Genomic DNA, 16,783 nt, shown 5'->3' with positions numbered 1-16,783 from the left:
AACAAAATATTAAATAATAACATTAATATATTTTTTTATTATATTAAATTTTAAATTGGGTGAGATGATATGAAAATGTTAAACAAAGATAATTTAAGCTTTTATAAAATGGCATTATTATTTATGATTCCAATTTGTGCACAATCTTTAATTGAAACATTAATAAACTTAATGAATAATTTTTTGGTTGGTCAATTTGGAAATGATGATGCTATTGCCGGAGTTGCATCGTCAAGTAATATTTATGATATGGTTTGATATATCTTTTTTGCTATTGTTGCTACCGGTAATATTTTTACTGCTCAATATTTAGGTATTAAAGATAAGAAGAAAATTCAAGAAACTACTAATATAAAATTATTTTATACTTTAATTTTTTCAATATTTTTTGTTGTAATATTAGAATTATTTAGTAAACAAATTATGGGAATAATTCTTGGTGCTGAAGATAATTCTCATCAAAATGCTATTGGTATTGCTGAAGAATATAGTAAATTAATTGCTTGAAATTACCCATTGTTAGGTTTTGCTTTTATTATGTCAATTACTATGAATACATGTGGTAACGTTAAAACACCATTGATAACTTCTATTTGTTCATTACTCTTAAATACATTTTTAGTTTGTATTTTATCATTACCATATAGTGGGGGACCACAATTAGGCATTGAAGGATTAGCAATAAGTTTAATTATTTCAAGAGCAGTAGAATGTTTTATATTGTTAGGTTATTTAATTTATAAAAAACCAATTTATGCTCCTAATTGAAATATTTTTAAATTTACAAAAGATTTACATAAAAAATATATTATTACTTTTATTCCTTTATTTGCTAGTCAAGTATTATTTGGTGTTTCAGTAGTAATGTTAACAGCTTTATATTCTCATTTTGGTGATACTGAAGTTGTTGCTGCTGTGCAAATTGTTGGTAGTGTTGTTGCTATTTTTTATTCTACTTTTAGGGGATATAATGCTTTAGTTGGCTATGCTGTTGGTAGCAAGTTAGGTTCAGGAGAACTAGTACTGGCTAAAGAAAATGCTAAGAAGATATTAAAATTGAGTTTTGCTATTTCAACTGTTATTGCTTTAATTATTTTGGGTAGTGCTTTTTGAGTTCCAAAAGTATTATTTCCAAATTTATCTAATAATGCTATGAAACTTGCAGTTTGATATATGGCTTTTTCAGCAGTAACTTATTTTTTCATTAATATGATGCAACCATTATTTAGTTTTCTTTATGCTGGTGGCTATACTTTAATTATTAGTATTGCTGATCTATTTTTAATTTGATTTATTGATATTTTTATTACTTTTGCTTTATTGCAGTGAACTGACTTAAGTATTAAAATGGTAATTATGATTTCGTGTTTAAGTAAATCAGCTGATTTTATTTGTGCTTATGTATTTTATAAAATAATTCCTTGAAATAAAAATATTATTAATTCTAAAGTAGAAAGTGTACCTCATCCGACATTTGAACCACATGGATAATATAAAAATCCCTTTTTAATAATAGATTTATTTTAATAACTCTGTTTAAAAAATGTTAAAAAAATTCTATTATATTTTAGAAAATAAATTCATATTTATCGTTTTATTTTTATTGTATTTAATATACAATTATTATAGTTACTGGTGTGATTTTAGAGGATGGTAAAAGTAATGATTTTTTTATTTTTAGTTATAATTAAACTTTTATAATAATTAAATTTTAAATAACTAAATAAATACGGACATTAAAAATTTTGACATACCTTTATTATAAGAAATTTTTATTTTTTGAAAGAATTTTAAAAAATAAGTTTAAGTAAATATATAAAAATAGTAATAACACCAGAACTAATAAAATCATTTTGGAATTAAAAAAGAAATTAAGAAATAATAAAAAAATAAAAAAAGCATGATTGTTTTAAAATTTTTTTATTTTTTTATAAGAAGGAGAAAGAAAATGTTAAAGTTTATAAGAAAATTTTATAATAAGTATCTTAAAAAGTACTTTAAAAAGAAAAATAAAGAATTACAAAAAATAAGAAAAGAAATTCTTCATATAGAAGAAGAGATGAAAAAACTAAAAGAAGATAATATTTTTTTATTTAATACTATTAAAATGTTATTAAATTATCAAAATAGTTCAATTGATAATCCTTTATATTTTAATCAAGATGATCATATTTATGAAGAAATAAAAGAAAAAGCTATTTTTGAAAAATTTATTTATGAAAATGTAAAAGATGAAACAACTTCATTGAGTTCAGTTGGTAATAATGTTCCAAAACAATTACCACCAAGAAATAAAACAAGTGAAAATAATATGAAAGTAACGACGGAAGAAATTAATGAAATTAAACTATCAAATATTACAAAAAAAGTAGAAGAACAACCTATATATGAAAAAATAAATACCGATTCAATTTATGATGAAGTTAAATCAAATATTAAACCATTTTGTCATTCTATTTCTTAGGAGGGCAAAATTATGAAAAAAATATTAAGTATATTTACAATAAGTATTTTAGCATCATTACTTTTCACAAGTAACATTATTAATATTGATAGTAATAAAACGGATAATAATGTTGTTAATAAAAATTCCTTACTACCAAAAAAAGAATCAACAAATAAGCCCTTAACTCATTTATTTAATAATCAATATAATTATTTAACAAATAGTAATTGAATTACTAATCAATCAGATTTAGATCAAAAATTTTACAGTTATGATACAAATCATGCTAATTATAAGTTGAGCAATGATATTAATGCTAGAGAAGTTTTTTTTGTTGATAATGATGGTAATTTAAATTATGATTCTACACTTATTTTAGAAAAGGATAAGTTAAATATTGAAAATACAAAACAAGAAATGATTAACTATAAAAAAGTGACAAAAACTAAAGATAAAAAAATATATCTAATGAAAGTATTTATGATAATAATTATTTTGAAGGTGATAATAATGATTGACAATATATTCAATTTGGAGGATTAAATAGTCATATTGATATTTCAAATCAAGTAGGTGCTGATAAAGTTGAACACAGTAATAATCTAAATGAAACATTAGGTTTATACTATATTGTTAAAGCAGTACACGAAAATAAAATTACTAAAGGTGTAGCTGATAGTTTAGGAAAGGATTTTATTAGTAAAATTAGTATTAAAAATAGTTTTAATAAAAGTTTAACTAATGAGATTATTAATTTAATTGTTGATAAAGAAAAAGTTTATAAACTAATTAATGAATTACCCTTTTCTAAAGATGCAAGAGATTATTCAATTAATTATATTTTTGATAAAGATAATAATTTAATTGAAATTTATTATCATAAATTTAATAATACGAATTTAAGTAAAAATATTAATATATTTAATTCTCAATCATTTGATGGAACTAATAGTTGAGAAGATTTTAAATCAGAAAACTACACTTTAATTAATTGAACAAAATATGCAAAAAGATGAGAAGAATTTTGTCTATTATGACCTAGCCTTTCATTTAATAATTCTTATATTAAATTAACTAATTCTAATGGTCCTGTTATTAATAATAATCTAAGTTTAATGACTAATAAAATTAATAAATCTATTCCTGAGTATATTGCTCCTCTATTTAATGATCCTGTAGTATTAAATAATGATACTTTTAATTTTAAGTTTGAAAATAATTTTTGAATTTTTATGGCTCAAAATAGAATTCATATATATTTATGTATATGGCATGATGATAATAATATTTATTGTCAATATGCAGGTCATAATTCTTCTCAGTTTTGTGCTAGTGGTAGTTCTTATGATATAAATTTGGAATCTATTACATTTCATAATTTATCTGATTCATCTGTTTTATTAAATAAAAAAAGGGAGCGTACCGAAGATGTCAATAATATTCAAATTTGTCTTAAAATTATAAAGTTAGACGAGAATAATTTTGACTTCAATATGCAATTGTATGTTAATCTTAACACTTGTAAAATATTAGTCAACAATAATACTTACTTTGTCATTATTTAGTGATAATTTCCTATTAGTTATCGAGTAAAAATTTCCCAAAAGTGAAGTTAAATATACTTGGTGATAAAAATGGAAAGAAGCATGACTATGAAAGAAAAATATAAGTACAAAATTATAAATGATATTATTATTAATAAATTATCTAAACATCAAGCCAAGAATAAACTTAATCTAACTATTAGAAGAATTAACCAATTAATTCAAATTTTTAATAGAGAAGGTAAAGTTGGTTTTATTCATAAATCTCGCAATAAAATTTCTAATAAGGCAACAAATTTTGAAATCAAAATTAAGATTATCAACTTGTATAAAACAAAATATTATAATTTTAATTTTCAACATTTTCATGAGAAATTAATGAATGAAGAAAAAATTAAAATTTCATATAGCACACTTTATACTATATTAATCAAAGAAAAAATTACTTCACCAAAAAGACATAAAAATAAAAAAAATAACTTACATCCAACAAGAAATCGAAGAACAAATTTTGGTGAATTAATTCAAATGGATGCAAGTAATCATCATTGATTTGGTAACGATAAACCAAAATCATTTTTACATGCTGCAATTGATGATGCTACAGGAAATATTGTTGGACTATGATTTGATCATCAAGAAACATTAGATGGTTATTATAATGTTTTTTATCAAATTTTAACTAATTATGGCATACCAAAAACATTTTATACTGATAATAGAACAGTTTTTGGATATAAGAAAAAAATTGATTCAGGTAAAATAAACACAGAAAATGACACTTATACTCAATTCCAAAAATGCTGTAATGATTTGGGTGTTGAAATAATTAGAACTTCAATTCCACAAGCTAAAGGTAGAATTGAACGTTTATTTGGAACACTTCAAAGTCGATTAATTAGTGAATTACGACTTAATAAAATTAAAACATTAGATGAAGCTAATCAATTTCTCAAAATGTACATAAACGTTTTTAATAAACAGTTTGCCTTTCCTATTGATGATAATAAATCTGCTATGGTTAAAGCTCCTACACAAGAAGAAATAAATATTTATCTTTCAAGATTTTCTAAAAGAAAAACAGATAGTGGTTCAACTATAACATATTATGGTAAAAAATATTTTCCTTATAAAAATAACAAAGTTCAATACATACAATCTCGAATTGATGTAATTGTACTTAAATCGTTTATTAATGAATTATATCTTAGTTACAATAATCAAATATATGAACTAAAAGAAATAGCACTAAAACCAATTATTAAAGACAACTTGATAAAAACTAAAAAAGTTTATATACCCAATAAAAATCATCCTTGAAGATATGGATATCAATAATTCCTAATTAAAGTTATATAAGATTTACATTTTTTGAATACTAAACCATATAAATTTTTAAAATGTTTGTATATGAGCAAATTTGGTGCTTTAAAATTGATTTTAAAGATATAAAGAGATTACAAATTCAATATCTTCCTCTTTTACATTTTTTTGTGATTTTCTACTAGAACTTTGACTTTTGCTTGTTGAAGCTTCACTGTTTACTTTTGATTTGTCTTTTTGAAATCCAAGAGCATTAGTAACTCTTTTTTTATTTTTTTCTAGTATTTTATAAAATACTAGAAAAAAAGAACTTTCATTGTTAATTGAAAAAATTTAGGCAAAAAAAGCACGATTATTATATCCACTAGTTGAAGGTTGATTTGTCAACTCGATTGAATTTATTTATTCTTTTTCAAGTTCTTTTAATAAGTTTTTTTTATTGTTATTTATTTTACAATTATAAATACAATAACCAATAATAATTGATGTTGTAATTAATCCATAACCAATAAAACCTGTTGTTGGTCAAAAATAATCTGACTCATAAAAATTAGTTAAATAATTTTTAATATTTGTTCATATATCTTTTTTTGTTTCAAAAAGTTCAGTACTAGTATTATTAGCATTATTAGTTTGATTATTGAAATTTGTCATTTCAGTTGTTGTTATTTTATTGAATATTTTTGATACAGGAGTTGAGATTACCGATGGTAAAGTAGTTATGTTATTAATAATTACCGATAGCATACTATCATTTCATGAATTGGTCTCCATATAAACTATCCTTTCAAAATAAAAACCTATTTGTTTAAAAATAAAACAATGGGTTAAAAACTATATTTAGTTTTTAACAATATTATAATTAATAAATTTTTAAATATTAAATATTTCTATATTATAAAAAATAGAAACTAAAATTTTCAGGATTATTTAAAATTTGTGTATTTTACTGAAATAGTTTAAATTTCCCAAAATAATTTAGTTTTTTTGATAAGTATTTTGGGAAATTTTCACTCGATATTGACACAATAATACTTACTTTTATAAGTCAAAAATTCTTATTAAAGTTTACTTTAATAAGTTTTTAATATGTTATAATGTAATAAAGTCCTTTAAGATAAACCGTATACCGTTATGATTACTAAGCGTATGTAAAGTACGTGGTCTCTTAGGCAAATCCCTTAATTAGGGATTTTTATTTTATAATAATTGTACTGCTGTGTTTATTTGATAGCATTTAAAATTAACCATTTTTGTATACATATCAATGTTATAGGTTCTATCACCAATCATATGCTTTAAAATTTGTTTAATATTAGTTTCAGTAAAGCAACCAATATTTTCAACTAATGCTTGGTTTAATACACCATCTTTGGCATTAATAAAATAACCAACTTTTAATTTTTTATATTGTAAGGTTAATGATTGTAAAAAATCAATTAATTCATAATATTGACCTTTTTCAAATAAATTTATTGCATTTTGATAATGTAATTTAGCAATTTGATTTTTTCTTCTTCCAGCCATTATACCAAGAAATAAAACATGAAAAGCATGAAATTTATCTAAAATAAATTTAGCATTTAAAATTGTAGCAGTTTTTCTAATTCATTTTGCACTATCTCCACAAACTATTAAATTTGCTTGGTCAAAATTTTCAAAAAATAAATTACCATATTTTTCAATTAATTTTGCAGTTTTTTCAGAACCAATTTCTGTTTTTGATACTCTTATTTGACAGGTTGCTCTTTTATTAATTAATTTTCCATTTTTCTTTTTACCAGTACAAAATACTATTAATCTCATAGAACATTTTTTACAATTTTTAGTATTGTGTTTTTCATTAAACTTAAATTTTCGATGTCCATCATCAATATTTATATATAATATTTGATTTGGTTGTAATACAATTTTAGGAATATTAGCTTTTGGTAATTCAAATTTTTTATATCTTCTACAAACTGTACTATTACTTATTAAATCTTCAATAAAAGTATCACAAACATCACGGTATTTTTTACCATCTGCAAAATATTTTAAAATTTGTTTAATAACATCTGGTGCTAATTTACTATACTTTTTAACACCAAGATAGTTATCTAGCAATGAAACAAATTCTCTTTTTTGTGTTTTTGGGTTATAATATGTATAAATACGTCGTTTATAATTTAATAAACCTTTTTTTGTTTTTAATTTTCTTTTTCTAAATCTATATGATTTATATACAGATTTATCACATGTACTTCATAAATAATCATCTATTTTTTTAAATAATTCTTCTGTTTGTTGTAAATTTAATTCATTTTGATTATAATAGTGTTTGTCTCAATCAAAATGATTTACGAATGGTAATATAAACATTTTTAATGTTCCTTTCTAATTTTTGTTTGTTAATAATTTAAGTTTAATTTTTTTTAAAAAAATAAGGAGTAAATATGGCTTTTATCACTAGTTATGCACAATTAAATAAAAAATATAGTCTTAATTTTAGTGATAATAATTATGGTTTTAGTTGAGATATTTTTAAACAATTTGTTGGTGATGAATGAGCAGAATTTTTTACAACTAATTGTTTTTATCGTTTTGTTCCAACTGCACGTGGAACAAGAAAAACTTGAAATTGCTTAGCATTTGATTTATTTATATGTTGTAATTTTAGCGATAGTAGTGTTCAAGAAGTAAGAAGATATGAAAATACTCATAGTGAAACTACAATTGGTGCTTTAATGAATGTTTGTCAAGTTTTATTAGATACATATAATATTAATTTATTACCTAATAATCCACATGGCATTAAATGAAAAATTACTAAGGATGGGGGATGTATTATATTTCCAAGTAATCAACAAATTGACTTTATTGGTTATGCTAATGGTAATAAAATTTTTGGAAAAGAAGCAGGTGCTTCAAGTTTTTTAGGTTCAAGAACAGATGAAATTATTATGGCAGAAGAAAAAGAAACATTAACTGAAAAGCAATTAATATATCGATATGAACGTTTACAAAACTCTATGTTTAGAAGTAATCGTATTAAAGTATCAAATGAACCTATTAAAGAGTGAAGTTGAACATTTATTGATAAAAATATATATAGTTCTACCTTTGGACAAAAGATTACTCGTTATTTTTATAAAAGTTTTTTCATTACTTTTACATGTAATCCATACGATAAATACCATCCATTTTATTTAAAGTATTGCACACCATTTTTACCATTAAATGATAAAATTATGGAAAATCTTAAAAAAGTTGGTAAAGTTTATTATGAAAATAAAGAAGTGTTTAGTGGTTTAGGTTTATTTATATTAAGATTTACTATTCAACCATTTTGAAATAAATTACCAGACATTCAAAAAAGAACATTATTAGAAATGAAAAAAAGTAATCCCGATGAATTTAATACTGTTTTTTATGGTTTTGAATTTTTAGATAGTGATGCAACAATTTTTCCATTTCAAAAAACAGTAAAATATTGACAATCATATGATTTAAAACAGTTTTATAATCAAGAAAAAGATATGTATAAATTTGATTTTTATAGTGTTGGTATTGATTGGGCAACTGGTCCAAAAGACCATACTGTATTTATGGTAGTTGGTTTTAAAGAATATAATAATACTGGTTATTATGATGCTTATATTATTTGTGAATTAGTAGTTACTCCAAATGATTTTATTAATAAAAATGAAAAAATTAATGCTTATGTAAATGAAATTTTAGGATTAATGGATAATTTTGAAAATTTTGAACAAACAATTTATTTTTATGATGATAAAGCAAGAACAGCAATGGATTGATTAAATCAAAAATTAATTGATGAACATAATATTATTTTAATAACACAAACTGCTATTAAACATGCTTCAAATTTAAATCAAGAAGCAGGATTAACAAATAGAGTAGTTTGAATGAGAAATATTATGAGTTATGGAAACTTTTATGCAAATAAAGATGATTTATCAAAAACAACTCAATGTTTAGAAGAATTACGTTATGATGACACAAAAACTAACATTCCTGACAAAAATATGTACCAAGATCCTTATGATGCATTATTTTATGCACTATATCCATATAAAAATGTAATTAGAGGTAAAAATAATGCTACTGTGAAAAAAAGTATCTTCAGATTTGCTATATAATAAACAAGTTTAATATTATTAATAGTATAGGTATTACAAAATAAACGCCTTTAATTTAGGAGTTATTTTGTGTTTAAAAGCATACTTGTAAAAATAATCAAAAATAGTACAATTTAAAAGTAAAATTAAGGAAAAAGGAGTCTTTATGAGTAAAAAAAGATGTAAAAGAAAGATAAAAAAATCAAAAATAATTACAAAATGTAAAAATAATTTTAGTGATAATAATTCCAATAATAAATCTTTTTTTGAAAAATGAGAACTTAAAATATTAGATGACATTATTGAACTTGAACAAGAATTAAAAAATAAAATAAATAATATTATAATAGAAGAACATAATTACTCATTAAAAATTAATTAATAAAAAAGGAGAAATTTATTATGAAAACATGAATAAAAACAAATTTAAGTAAAATAACATTAGCATTAGCACTAACTGGTGCTACAACTGGAACAATAGGATTAATCATGGGGGGTGCTTACCCATGAAAATAAAAAATTTAATTCTTATGAAAAACCAGACCATACAGTAGTATTATGTAATGCTCCAATATGAGTTAATATGTATAATGGTTCTTATTATTCTTTATATTGCTCAAATAAAAAGTTACATGATGTAGATATTAAATGAAATGGAAAATATTGAAAAGGTTATTTTGATAATTAAACTTCTAAATTTATATAAGAAATATTTTCGTTATATTTATCAAATAAATTAATATTTTTTAAGTCTATTTCTTCTTTATCTGTTATTAAAATTAAATCATAATTACCAGCACCAAATATTCCACTAATTTCAATCCGATTTAAATTATTAATCGGATTTTCAATTTGTAATTCAAATTCACTATTATTATCAATTTTTATAATTTCTTTATACAATTCTAATTTAGAAAATAATTGTGATTTATTTGCACCATATAAATTTAAAGTATTTTTAATTTTATTTTTATCAATAATTATTCTTGTAAAGTATTTTCCATATTCTCCATTACCTAATGTTCAGTCAGCAGGAATTAATGAGGGTATATTATTACTTTCTAATTCGTTTGTAATAGATAATCAGTTAAATTGATTATCATCAAGTTTAAATAATTCATTTTGACTAATATCATTATTTTTTAGTTTAATGTTATTCATATCTGTAAAGTCAAAATATGCTGATTTTAAAATTACTTTTGCATTTTTAAATTCTCAAATATCTTCCTTAGTAGGATGTATTGGATTTGATTTTAATTCAAAATAATAAGGTAATAATATTTTATTATCATCATTTAAACCTTTATTAATTGACATATTTGAATAAATATTATTTGACAACATAATTATCAATTGTTTAAATATTTTTACTTGTTCTAAAATAATATAATTAGGATAATCTAATTTTCATTGCTTAAATAAATTAGTTATTACTTCATCGGGTTTTTGATTTTCAAACTTTCCTCTTAACATGTCCATTTTATTTGGTGATTTTGTTGGGTCTAATGATGCACCATCAAAGTTTCGATTATAAGTATATGTATAAGTAAGCATATCTAATAATACTTTTTGTAAACTATCAATTGGTGGTTTATCATTTATTTCAATTTCAATATCATTAAAGTTCTGTGATAACTCAATAGCAATATATTTACTAGGATATGGAGGGATTGGTTCTCTATGACTATATAATATATATTGTTCATTCTTTTTCATTTCAAAATCAGCTAATTTTTTAGGTACTGGTGCTGGTCCATCATATTTACCAATTTTTGCATATGTTATTTTTGCATTATTAATAATTTCTTTTCTTGTTTCAGTTCCACCACCAATAGCAATTAAATCTAAAACTGATTTTTCTTGTCCTATAAATTGCTTTGCTAAATTTCAAGGTTGGAATGGCAACCCTTTTTAGGACTGTTTTTTGGTAGACACTTGTTTTTGATAATTAACTGGAGTTAGGTAGTTTAAGGTGCTGTGAATTCTTATGTTGTTGTATCAATTGATATAATCAAATAATTCTAATTTTAATTTGATTAATGATGTAAAATTTTTATCATTAATAAATTCAGTTTTGAAAGTTTTAAAAGTTGCTTCAGCAACAGCATTGTCATAAGGACAGCCTTTTTTGCTTAAAGATCGAGTTATGTTGAATGCTAATAAAAGTTTATCAATAGTTTTATTATTAAATTCGTTACCGCGATCGCTATGAAATATTTCAATATCTTTTAAACAGCGATTTGAGTGCATAAATGCTTGATATACTAATGATGCATCTTTTTTAGTACCTACACTATGTCCAATAATTTCGCGGTTAAATAGGTCTATTAATAAGCAAATATAGTTTCACTTACCATTAACTTGAACATAAGTTAAATCACTAACAATAACTTCATTTTTAATTTTATTATTAAAGTTTCTATTAACAAGATTGGTAATTTGACTATCATTGACTTTATTATGATGATTTTTGAATGATAATTTAGTGTATTTTGATATTAAATTATGCTTATTCATAATTTGTTTAATTTTTCTGCGTGATAAATAAATTTCTTGGTTTGCTAGTATGACTTTTAATCTTCTAGTACCATAAACTTCTTTATTTTCTTTAAAAGCACTAATAACAGCTTCATCATAAATATTATTTTGATTTTTATTTTTTTTCTTTAAATTAAAATAATATGTTGATTTAGAGAGTTTTAAAAAACGACACATTGTGCGAATTTTATATTTAGATTTATTATTTGCAATAATTTCTATTTTCTGCCTATTATTAGTGCTGCTTGCTTTAAAATATCATTTTCCATTCGTAATTGTTTTAATTCTTTATTTGCTTGAATTAATTGTTTTTCTAAATCAGAAAGATTATCTTTGGTTTTAAAACTGCCTGAATTAGTAAATTGCTTAATTCATTTATAAGTAGCCGCTCTTGTAACGTTATATTCTTTAACAAGACAAGATACTGACTTGCCACTTTGATATAAAGCTACTATTTGTTTTTTAAATTCATCTGAATATGAGTTAATATTGGCCATAATTATTTTCCTTTCTTTTAACTAATTTGTGAACTTGTCTACGTAATTAGTGTCCAATAAAGTGTAACCCATCCAAGGTAATATTTGTTCACTAAATCATTGTTGTAATATTCTAACTTTTGGTTGAGTTTCAATAGGCATTGATAATAGTGGAAATGCTATCTTATCCTTGATAAATAACTTTGGGTATACTTCCATATTATCAACTTCACCAAGTACCTTTATATTCCCGAAAATCATGCTTCTAGGGGCTTTAATTTTTAAACCAATTACTTTTGTATCTTTGTCTAATGGTTTTTGTAATTTAATAATTATTGGATAACCATCTCTTGTTTTAAAATCTTTAATTTTAATAATAGTAATACTTTTAGTACTCCTTGTTTTTGGATTTTGATAAGGTTGTGAATAATTATTAATAATATATAAATTATCAATATTATTTTCAGTTAATGATTCATTAATACTAACTGCATATAACTTAAATTGATTTAATAAATTTATTTCTTGAAATATTAAATTTTTAATATCAGTCATACTATATTCAATTGTATTATCATTAATATTTGTACTTGCTCTTTGATTTAATTGCATAGTAAAATCAGATGTTTCAACAGCAGTAGTTTTTAATACTTTTTCAATATCAATAAATCCGATTTTAATAGTATTTGCTGAAAATTTTAAAGTATTATTTTCATTATTTTTAAATAAACGTTCAATTTCATAAATATAAATTGTTCTTTTTTTAAATTCATCGTATGCTCTATTAATATCGGGGGTCACTAGTTGCTCTCATCATATTAGTAAAGTCATAAGGAATATTATCAATTAAATAATCATTTTCTACTTCTGCTTGATTAAGTTTAGTTTGTTTCTGTGGAAATTTCGTTTGTGGTTTGTTGTTGTTTTCCATTGTTTTCTCCTATTAATTGGTTATTTTCGGGATTAAATAATTTTAATCTCACTGTTAAATTATTAATTTCTTGTTCATCATTAATATTAAATGTTTTACTATTTAATAAGTCTTTATCTAAACGTACTAATATTTGAATAAATTTAAGAATATCAATATTAAATTGTCATAATTTTTGTTCAATATAGTTAATAGTTGAAATATTTACTGCTGTACTTTCGGGAACTGATTGTTGTGCAGATTTCTTTTGACTTGGTATATGAATACCACAACGTTTAAATATTTCATTAACATTTCAATCGTATATATCAGTTAAATTTTTACCTTTAAAATTACTATTTGTCATATTAATATTTTCATTTTGTTCGTTATTATCTCCACCACTTTTAAATATGTAGTTTTTAGTAACCAAAGTTCTTACTATTTGTTCTAATGCTGATTGAACATTCCCATAAGTTTGATTAAAAATAAATTTAGGTGAGTTTAAAATAGTATCTAAAACAATTTGTTCATAAATAACATCTAATGCTTTAATTTTATCCATTACTTTATCACAATCTGCTAATTCATTTGCTTTATTTCGCATAATTGCTATTGGTATATAATTAATATTTAGTGTTTGTTCTTGCTCTAAATTTGGATTATTAATGAATGATTTAAAATCTAATGGAAATTGTTTTTTATTATCACTAATACTATAAATTGCACGATTAATAGTTACTTGTTCATTATTTAATGTATAAATTTCAAATAATCTTACATTTTGTGCATTTTGTTGATAACTATCATAAAAAATAGTACATTGAATTAATTTACCGGTAATATCATAAACTCTTTGTTGAATATCTATTACTTGAAAATATAAATCATCATTAGCAATAAAAATTAAATAACCACTAATTCCTAATTTGCTTAATTTAAAAATAGAATTTCAATTTTTTCTATAAAATTCTTGCTGAATTAAGTATTTTTTAATAGTTTCATTATTAATATCTAATGGAGCATTATATAAATTAGCATTATTTTCTGCTACAAAATCAGTAAAATAAGTTTCATGGTTAAAATCATTAAAACCAAAATAATTTAAAATAGAAGCATGTGTACTTTTATTTTTATTAGTTAAAAATTTTACTTTTTCATTTTGATTATCACTAGTATTTGTTTTATCTTTTCTTTTAAATAAACTTAACATAATATTCACCACCTTTCTAAAATATTTGATTAATTTTTAATACAATTTTTACAATAATAAATATAATTAAACCAGCAGTTGCAGAAGATAATAGTACTCCAATTAAACCTAAAATAATTTTTATAATTTTAAAAAACATAATATTATTCCTGTAATTCTTCTAATTTTCATACATTACCTTTTAAATTACCTTTTCCGCTATAAATAGTAATCAATTTTGCATGTTGAACTGATAAAATTACTATATTAGCACTATCATTAAAGGTTTGTATTTGTACACCATCAATTTTTTTATCAGTTATAATAAATTCTTGTATAGTATAAACTGGATTATATATACTTCAAGAATAATAAACTCTATAATGTTTATTAACTATAAAATCATAAGTAATTTGTCAATTATCTCATTTATTTTTTTCTCTTGTTCCTACTTCTTTTCAATTTGAACGACTTGGACTTGGTTGTGGTTGTTTTTCTAATATTTCATTAATGGCTTGTAATAATTTTTTATTTTGAGTTTTTAATATTTTATATTCATTATTTTCTAATATATCCTTACAAAGTAATGAATTTTCTTCATCATTTAACGAAACTTCATTTGTTTCAGCATTATATTTAAAATAATCATTTGAAAATTTTTTGTCTTTTATTTTTTCTTTTAATTCATTAATAGCACCGGCAATAGTTTTATCAGTAGTTTCTAAATTAGGAATTTCAGTACTAATAGTATTGATAGAAAAAGCATATTTAAAATGGTCTTTATCCATTTTATCTTCTATTTTTTTATCTACTTCTTCTTTTTTATAATAATCAGATAAATCAGTTTTACCACCAATAGCACTAATAGTATTAGTTACTTCATCAATTTTAATATTTTCGCCAGTAGTTAATTTATTTTGCTTTTTATCTAATAAATTATTAGTTTCTATTTTTGTATAATAATCACGTTCAGTACTTTCTTCTGCTATAAATTCAGTTGGCGTATCTATTCCTTGATATTGATATATTTCTTTTATATCACCAATTAAATTAATTTTTCCAAGTTCAGGATAAGAATTACCTCCACCCCTAAATTTTTTATTTCTATTGTCATAGTAAATAGTTCCAATATTTAAAATATTTTTATTTGAGATTTGTTCATTATAAGTCATGGAATCAACATTTAACAATTCAAATTCATTAAAAACATTATTTAAATAAATTTTAATTACTTTATAAAATTTCATAAAGTCATTTTCTGTTAAATATTGATAACTGATTTTAATAAAATATCATTTAAATGTTTCTATATTATTATTTTCAACTTTTTTTCATAGGGGACTAGTTTCGATATTAAATCAATTATTTTTAACATCATTAATATTTTCGTTTGCTTTAATTAATTCAGTATTTAATTTTGTAATTTCATTTTCATTAGTAGTAATTCGTTTTTGTTGTTTAGCAGAAAAATCACAAGTTGGTGCATGTGTATAATCACCAATTTGTGGATTATTTTGTAATGCTTCGGGTGGTAATGTACCAATTTCATCAGGTCAATCTAAAATCATTGTTTCAGATTCTTTATCATAATCTGTTGCAACATAACCTTTATTTATAAATTTTGTAACAGGACCTCTATATATTTCATTTTCATTATCATCAACTAAATCATCATACAATTTCATTTGTTTTGATAATGTAAATTCTTTTTGTTCTTTAATTAATTTATCAATTTGATTTCTAGTATAAAATGCTTTTAAGTCAATTTTTTCAACATCTATTTCATCATCATTATAACTTGAAAATATTTGTTTTAATTCTGTTAATCTTGCTCATATTTTCATTCTACTAGGTGCTAAATCTCAAACATTAATTGTAGGAGTACTATTTGCACTAAATTGAGTACCATTATTAAATTGAATAGTAGCATCAACATTAAATTCAATTGGTGTACGATTAAATACTCAATGTTCAACCATTACATAAACCATATCTCTTAATGTTTCTTTAATTAATTCATCTTTAAAACTATCAAAAGGAAATTTAGATAAAATAAAATCAAGATAAGCATTAATATCATTTTGAGCACGAATAGCAAAAGTTATAAATCAATCATTAACATTAGGTCATGTTTGTATGTATTGCTGTGGCGTTTCTGTAATTTTTCCAGTTAATGGATATCAGTTATTATAATTTTCTAAACTGACATCAGTTCAAAGTTTATTAATCATAA

16 protein-coding genes are annotated in these 16,783 nt (G+C 22.2%); 7 read left to right on the top strand and 9 right to left on the bottom strand.

The features are described from left to right. Positions 1 to 69: 69 nt before the first annotated feature. The 5 genes from AACK96_RS06505 (at position 70) to AACK96_RS06485 (ending at position 5,328) form a co-directional block, all read left to right on the top strand. A complete protein-coding gene (locus AACK96_RS06505; protein WP_338973991.1) occupies positions 70 to 1,491 on the top strand; it encodes an MATE family efflux transporter in 1,422 nt (473 codons plus the stop codon). Positions 1,492 to 1,948: 457 nt separating this feature from the next. Next, a complete protein-coding gene (locus tag AACK96_RS06500; RefSeq protein WP_338973989.1) occupies positions 1,949 to 2,464 on the top strand; it encodes a hypothetical protein in 516 nt (171 codons plus the stop codon). 12 nt (positions 2,465 to 2,476) lie between these two features. Further along, positions 2,477 to 2,989 (top strand): hypothetical protein, encoded by a 513-nt coding sequence (locus AACK96_RS06495; protein ID WP_338973987.1) that lies wholly within the window; start codon positions 2,477 to 2,479, stop codon positions 2,987 to 2,989. Positions 2,990 to 3,561: 572 nt separating this feature from the next. Continuing rightward, positions 3,562 to 4,011, top strand: a complete 450-nt coding sequence (locus tag AACK96_RS06490; RefSeq protein WP_338973985.1) for a hypothetical protein — start codon at positions 3,562 to 3,564, stop codon at positions 4,009 to 4,011. 69 nt (positions 4,012 to 4,080) lie between these two features. After that, on the top strand, positions 4,081 to 5,328 hold the full coding sequence (locus tag AACK96_RS06485; RefSeq protein ID WP_338973983.1) for an ISNCY family transposase: 1,248 nt from the start codon (positions 4,081 to 4,083) through the stop codon (positions 5,326 to 5,328). A gap of 387 nt (positions 5,329 to 5,715) precedes the next feature. Here the strand turns inward: AACK96_RS06485 and AACK96_RS06480 are convergent, their stop codons facing one another. Then, the gene (locus tag AACK96_RS06480) at positions 5,716 to 6,060 is read right to left on the bottom strand and encodes a hypothetical protein (protein WP_338973702.1); all 345 of its coding nucleotides are present in this window, start codon (positions 6,058 to 6,060) and stop codon (positions 5,716 to 5,718) included. A 453-nt stretch (positions 6,061 to 6,513) separates the two neighbouring features. Next, a complete protein-coding gene (locus AACK96_RS06475) occupies positions 6,514 to 7,674 on the bottom strand; it encodes an Mbov_0401 family ICE element transposase-like protein (RefSeq protein WP_338973325.1) in 1,161 nt (386 codons plus the stop codon). 74 nt (positions 7,675 to 7,748) lie between these two features. On the opposite strand from AACK96_RS06475, the gene AACK96_RS06470 reads away from it, so the two are divergent. Further along, positions 7,749 to 9,455, top strand: coding sequence for a hypothetical protein (locus AACK96_RS06470; protein ID WP_338973981.1), 1,707 nt, complete (start codon positions 7,749 to 7,751; stop codon positions 9,453 to 9,455). A gap of 145 nt (positions 9,456 to 9,600) precedes the next feature. Beyond that, on the top strand, positions 9,601 to 9,816 hold the full coding sequence (locus AACK96_RS06465) for a hypothetical protein (RefSeq protein ID WP_338973889.1): 216 nt from the start codon (positions 9,601 to 9,603) through the stop codon (positions 9,814 to 9,816). A gap of 302 nt (positions 9,817 to 10,118) precedes the next feature. Here the strand turns inward: AACK96_RS06465 and AACK96_RS06460 are convergent, their stop codons facing one another. The 7 genes from AACK96_RS06460 to AACK96_RS06430 all read right to left on the bottom strand — a co-directional run bounded on the left by AACK96_RS06460 (position 10,119) and on the right by AACK96_RS06430 (position 16,781). Then, a complete protein-coding gene (locus tag AACK96_RS06460; RefSeq protein ID WP_338973979.1) occupies positions 10,119 to 11,339 on the bottom strand; it encodes a hypothetical protein in 1,221 nt (406 codons plus the stop codon). Between the two features lie 6 nt (positions 11,340 to 11,345). Next, positions 11,346 to 12,469, bottom strand: a protein-coding gene (locus AACK96_RS06455; RefSeq protein ID WP_338973306.1) for an IS3 family transposase whose coding sequence is annotated in 2 segments (ribosomal slippage) — positions 11,346 to 12,226 and positions 12,226 to 12,469 — 1,125 coding nt in all. Because the reading frame shifts where the segments join, the coding sequence is not laid out codon by codon here. A gap of 21 nt (positions 12,470 to 12,490) precedes the next feature. Next, entirely contained in the window at positions 12,491 to 13,249 is a 759-nt protein-coding gene (locus AACK96_RS06450; RefSeq protein ID WP_338973977.1) for a hypothetical protein, read from the bottom strand. Continuing rightward, positions 13,233 to 13,379, bottom strand: a complete 147-nt coding sequence (locus AACK96_RS06445) for a hypothetical protein (protein ID WP_338973975.1) — start codon at positions 13,377 to 13,379, stop codon at positions 13,233 to 13,235. The genes AACK96_RS06450 and AACK96_RS06445 overlap by 17 nt, the downstream gene beginning before the upstream one ends. After that, positions 13,330 to 14,571 (bottom strand): hypothetical protein, encoded by a 1,242-nt coding sequence (locus tag AACK96_RS06440; RefSeq protein ID WP_338973974.1) that lies wholly within the window; start codon positions 14,569 to 14,571, stop codon positions 13,330 to 13,332. The genes AACK96_RS06445 and AACK96_RS06440 overlap by 50 nt, the downstream gene beginning before the upstream one ends. A gap of 16 nt (positions 14,572 to 14,587) precedes the next feature. Then, on the bottom strand, positions 14,588 to 14,710 hold the full coding sequence (locus AACK96_RS06435; RefSeq protein ID WP_338973392.1) for a hypothetical protein: 123 nt from the start codon (positions 14,708 to 14,710) through the stop codon (positions 14,588 to 14,590). 4 nt (positions 14,711 to 14,714) lie between these two features. Continuing rightward, positions 14,715 to 16,781 carry a hypothetical protein gene (locus AACK96_RS06430; RefSeq protein WP_338973972.1) on the bottom strand — a complete coding sequence of 689 codons (2,067 nt, stop codon included), beginning with the start codon at positions 16,779 to 16,781 and terminating at the stop codon, positions 14,715 to 14,717. Positions 16,782 to 16,783 lie beyond the last annotated feature (2 nt).

This window comes from Spiroplasma endosymbiont of Tricholauxania praeusta (assembly GCF_964019535.1).
Classification (GTDB): Bacteria; Bacillota_I; Bacilli_A; order Mycoplasmatales; family VBWQ01; genus Spiroplasma_E; species Spiroplasma_E ixodetis_A.
Note: the sequence above shows the minus strand (reverse complement) of the source record. Positions and strands in the feature narration are given on the sequence as shown.